Annotated in this window: 3 rRNA genes; all 3 read right to left on the bottom strand. The window is 56.4% G+C overall.

The features are described 5' to 3' along the window. Positions 1 to 35 precede the first annotated feature (35 nt). The 3 genes from rrf to DEU31_RS16610 all read right to left on the bottom strand — a co-directional run bounded on the left by rrf (position 36) and on the right by DEU31_RS16610 (position 5,203). Positions 36 to 152: ribosomal RNA gene (gene rrf / locus DEU31_RS16620) — 5S ribosomal RNA — on the bottom strand. Positions 153 to 275: 123 nt separating this feature from the next. Then, positions 276 to 3,344 (bottom strand): 23S ribosomal RNA (locus DEU31_RS16615). A gap of 339 nt (positions 3,345 to 3,683) precedes the next feature. Next, positions 3,684 to 5,203: ribosomal RNA gene (locus DEU31_RS16610) — 16S ribosomal RNA — on the bottom strand. Together the 16S, 23S and 5S rRNA genes form the textbook arrangement of a ribosomal RNA operon. Positions 5,204 to 5,251 lie beyond the last annotated feature (48 nt).

Below are 5,251 nucleotides of genomic sequence, written 5' to 3'. Positions count from 1 at the left end.
AGGGGTTCAAGCACTCCTCCACTCCCAGTGAAGATGTCCGGCGGCGACCTACTCTCCCACACCCTCCCGAGTGCAGTACCATCGGCGCGATCGAGCTTAGCTTCCGGGTTCGGAATGGAACCGGGCGTTTCCTCGACGCTATGACCGCCGTAACACGATGAGACACAACCAGCCACCCACCCGCACCAGAACCGGTGCCGGCAGCGAGGTTGTTCCCCAAGAACCGCACAGTGGACGCGAACACACACAGAGTAAACAACCAACACAAAGAATGTTGTTGTAAGTCATCGGCCATTAGTACCAGTCAGCTCCACACATTGCTGTGCTTCCACATCTGGCCTATCAACCCAGTCATCTACTGGGGGCCTCACACACCTCAAGGGTGCAAGGATATCTCATCTCGAAGCAGGCTTCCCGCTTAGATGCTTTCAGCGGTTATCCCTTCCCGACGTAGCCAACCAGCCATGCCCTTGGCAGAACAACTGGCACACCAGAGGTCAGTCCATCCCGGTCCTCTCGTACTAGGGACAGGACTTCTCAAATATCCAACGCGCGCAGCGGATAGGGACCGAACTGTCTCACGACGTTCTAAACCCAGCTCGCGTACCGCTTTAATAGGCGAACAGCCTAACCCTTGGGACCAACTCCAGCCCCAGGATGCGACGAGCCGACATCGAGGTGCCAAACCATGCCGTCGATATGAGCTCTTGGGCAAGATCAGCCTGTTATCCCCGGGGTACCTTTTATCCGTTGAGCGACACCCATTCCACAATGAGGTGCCGGATCACTAGTTCCTGCTTTCGCACCTGCCCGACATGTCTGTCTCGCAGTCAAGCTCCCTTGTGCACTTACACTCAACACCTGATTGCCAACCAGGCTGAGGGAACCTTTGAGCGCCTCCGTTACTCTTTAGGAGGCAACCGCCCCAGTTAAACTACCCATCAGACACTGTCCCTGATCCGGATCACGGACCGAGGTTAGGAATCCAGAACGACCAGAGTGGTATTTCAACAATGACTCCACACTCACTGGCGTGAATGCTTCCCAGTCTCCCACCTATCCTACACAAGCCGTCCCGAACACCAATATCAAACTATAGTAAAGGTCCCGGGGTCTTTCCGTCCTGCTGCGCGTAACGAGCATCTTTACTCGTAATGCAATTTCGCCGAGTTCGCGGTTGAGACAGTGGAGAAGTCGTTACGCCATTCGTGCAGGTCGGAACTTACCCGACAAGGAATTTCGCTACCTTAGGATGGTTATAGTTACCACCGCCGTTTACTGGGGCTTAAATTCTCAGCTTCGAACTCCGAAGAGCTCTAACCGGTCCTCTTAACCTTCCAGCACCGGGCAGGCGTCAGTCCGTATACAGCGTCTTACGACTTCGCACGGACCTGTGTTTTTAGTAAACAGTCGCTTCTCCCTGGTCTCTGCGGCCCTCTCCGCTCTCACGGATCGGGCCCCCCTTCTCCCGAAGTTACGGGGGCATTTTGCCGAGTTCCTTAACCACGATTCTCTCGAACGCCTCGGTATTCTCTACCTGATCACCTGAGTCGGTTTAGGGTACGGGCGACCGTATTCGTCACGCCGGAACTTTTCTAGGCAGTACAGGATCACTCACCTACGCCCATACGGGATCCCCATCACGTCTCACCCTCATGGCCCCAGCATTACCCGGGGCCGGGCTGCACGCTTAGACGGACTATTCCATTAAGTCCGCGGAAGCTACCTCTCTGCGTCATCCCACGCGCTGACCTACTACGACCTTGGTTCCCAGCCTCACCACCATCCACACCCCGAAGGGCACGGTGACAGCTCGGGTGGTTAGCATCAGCCGCCTCGGTATGGGTCCTCCTACGATCGGTTCGGGAATATCAACCCGATGTCCATCGACTACGCCTGTCGGCCTCGCCTTAGGTCCCGACTAACCCAGGGCGGATAAACCTGGCCCTGGAACCCTTGATCAATCGGCGGACGGGTTTCTCACCCGTCTTTCGCTACTCATGCCTGCATTCTCACTCGTACAGCCTCCACCACTGGGTTCCCCCGCGGCTTCACCGGCTGCACGACGCTCCCCTACCCACCCAGGACCAAATCCTGAGTGACACAGCTTCGGCGGTGTGCTTGAGCCCCGCTACATTGTCGGCGCAGAATCACTTGACCAGTGAGCTATTACGCACTCTTTCAAGGGTGGCTGCTTCTAAGCCAACCTCCTGGTTGTCTCAGCAACTCCACATCCTTTTCCACTTAGCACACGCTTAGGGGCCTTAGCTGATGTTCTGGGCTGTTTCCCTCTCGACTATGAAGCTTATCCCCCACAGTCTCACTGCTGCGCTCTCACGTACCGGCATTCGGAGTTTGGCTAAGGTCAGTAACCCGGTGGGGCCCATCGCCTATCCAGTGCTCTACCTCCGGTACGAAACACGCAACGCTGCACCTAAATGCATTTCGGGGAGAACCAGCTATCACGAAGTTTGATTGGCCTTTCACCCCTATCCACAGGTCATCCCCTCCATTTTCAACTGAAGTGGGTTCGCGCCTCCACGCGGTCTTACCCGCGCTTCACACTGCCCATGGATAGATCACTTCGCTTCGGGTCTAGAGCCGGCGACTGAACGCCCCGTTCAGACTCGCTTTCGCTACGGCTACCCCACACGGGTTAACCTCGCCACCGACCACTAACTCGCAGGCTCATTCTTCAAAAGGCACGCCGTCACCCCTCAAGGCTCCGACGGATTGTAAGCGCACGGTTTCAGGTACTATTTCACTCCCCTCCCGGGGTGCTTTTCACCTTTCCCTCACGGTACTTGTCCGCTATCGGTCACAAGGTAGTATTCAGGCTTACCAGGTGGTCCTGGCAGATTCACACCGGATTTCACGGGCCCGGTGCTACTCGGGAACAGCGTCACGCCGCGCACTGGTTTCGTCTACGGGGGTCACACCCTCTACGCCACCGCACTCACCACGGCTTCGACTACCACTGCGCGTACACGTCGCAAGGCCGGCAGACCCCACAGACACGTCCCACAACCCCTGACCTGCAACCCCTGCCGGGTATCACACAGACCAGGTTTAGCCTCCTCCGCTTTCGCTCGCCACTACTCACGGAATCACTATTTGTTTTCTCTTCCTGCGGGTACTGAGATGTTTCACTTCCCCGCGTTCCCTCCACACTGCCTATACATTCAGCAGCGGGTACCACGACATGACTCGTGGTGGGTTTCCCCATTCGGACATCCTCGGATCACAGTTCGGTTGTCAACTCCCCGAGGCTTAACGCAGACTCCCACGTCCTTCGTCGGCTCCTTGTGCCAAGGCATCCACCGTGCGCCCTTTAAAACTTACGGCAACACAAAGACACTTTGCGCTTAAAAATTGCTTACAAGATGCTCGCGTCCACTATACAGTTCTCAAGAAACAACCCCACACCCACCACATCAGCCTTTCCAGCATCCGTGGTCGGGGGGACCAGCCACACACCCCCACAAAGGGAGCTGCGTGCAGCCTCACAACCCAATAGCGTGTCTCCACCTCAAACCCGATGCCCTCACACGTTCCATCCCGAAGGAGTACTAGCGATCAGCGCAGCAGATGAAGTGCCTATCCATCGATGTTCCACCCTTGAGCAACCACCCGCCTGACACTCGCAGACGACGATGGCCACCAATATTGGTGATGCTCCTTAGAAAGGAGGTGATCCAGCCGCACCTTCCGGTACGGCTACCTTGTTACGACTTAGTCCCAATCACCGATCCCACCTTAGACAGCTCCCTCACGAGGATGGGCCACTGGCTTCGGGTGTTACCGACTTTCGTGACTTGACGGGCGGTGTGTACAAGGCCCGGGAACGTATTCACCGCAGCGTTGCTGATCTGCGATTACTAGCGACTCCGACTTCATGGGGTCGAGTTGCAGACCCCAATCCGAACTGAGGCCGGCTTTTTGGGATTCGCTCCACCTCACAGTTTCGCAACCCATTGTACCGACCATTGTAGCATGCTTGAAGCCCAAGACATAAGGGGCATGATGATTTGACGTCGTCCCCACCTTCCTCCGAGTTGACCCCGGCAGTCTCCTATGAGTCCCCACCATCACGTGCTGGCAACATAGAACGAGGGTTGCGCTCGTTGCGGGACTTAACCCAACATCTCACGACACGAGCTGACGACAACCATGCACCACCTGTGCACCAGTCCAAAGAAAGCCACATCTCTGCAGCCGTCCAGTGCATGTCAAGCCTTGGTAAGGTTCTTCGCGTTGCATCGAATTAATCAGCATGCTCCGCCGCTTGTGCGGGCCCCCGTCAATTCCTTTGAGTTTTAGCCTTGCGGCCGTACTCCCCAGGCGGGGCACTTAATGCGTTAGCTACGGCGCGGAAAACGTGGAATGTCCCCCACACCTAGTGCCCAACGTTTACGGCATGGACTACCAGGGTATCTAATCCTGTTCGCTACCCATGCTTTCGCTTCTCAGTGTCAGTAATGGCCCAGAGACCTGCCTTCGCCATCGGTGTTCTTCCTGATATCTGCGCATTTCACCGCTACACCAGGAGTTCCAGTCTCCCCTACCACACTCTAGCCTGCCCGTACCCACCGCACGCCCGAGGTTGAGCCTCGGGTTTTCACGGCAGACGCGACAAGCCACCTACAAGCTCTTTACGCCCAATAATTCCGGACAACGCTTGCGCCCTACGTATTACCGCGGCTGCTGGCACGTAGTTAGCCGGCGCTTCTTCTGCAGGTACCGTCACTCTCGCTTCTTCCCTACTGAAAGGGGTTTACAACCCGAAGGCCGTCATCCCCCACGCGGCGTCGCTGCATCAGGCTTTCGCCCATTGTGCAATATTCCCCACTGCTGCCTCCCGTAGGAGTCTGGGCCGTGTCTCAGTCCCAGTGTGGCCGGTCGCCCTCTCAGGCCGGCTACCCGTCATCGTCTTGGTGAGCCATCACCTCACCAACAAACTGATAGGCCGCGAGTCCATCCCCCACCGATAAATCTTTCCAACACCCACCATGCGATGAGTGCTCATATCCGGTATTAGCCACGATTTCCCGAGGTTATCCCGAAGTGGAGGGCAGGTTACTCACGTGTTACTCACCCGTTCGCCACTAATCAGGCGGTGCAAGCACCACCGTCATCGTTCGACTTGCATGTGTTAAGCACGCCGCCAGCGTTCGTCCTGAGCCAGGATCAAACTCTCCATGAAAATCATGAAAAACTATAAACCTGACAAAATAAACAAACAACCAGCATT

It is taken from the genome of Brachybacterium sp. AG952, from assembly GCF_004362645.1.
Taxonomy (GTDB): Bacteria; Actinomycetota; Actinomycetes; order Actinomycetales; family Dermabacteraceae; genus Brachybacterium; species Brachybacterium conglomeratum.
This window is presented reverse-complemented; position numbering and strand designations above follow the sequence as displayed.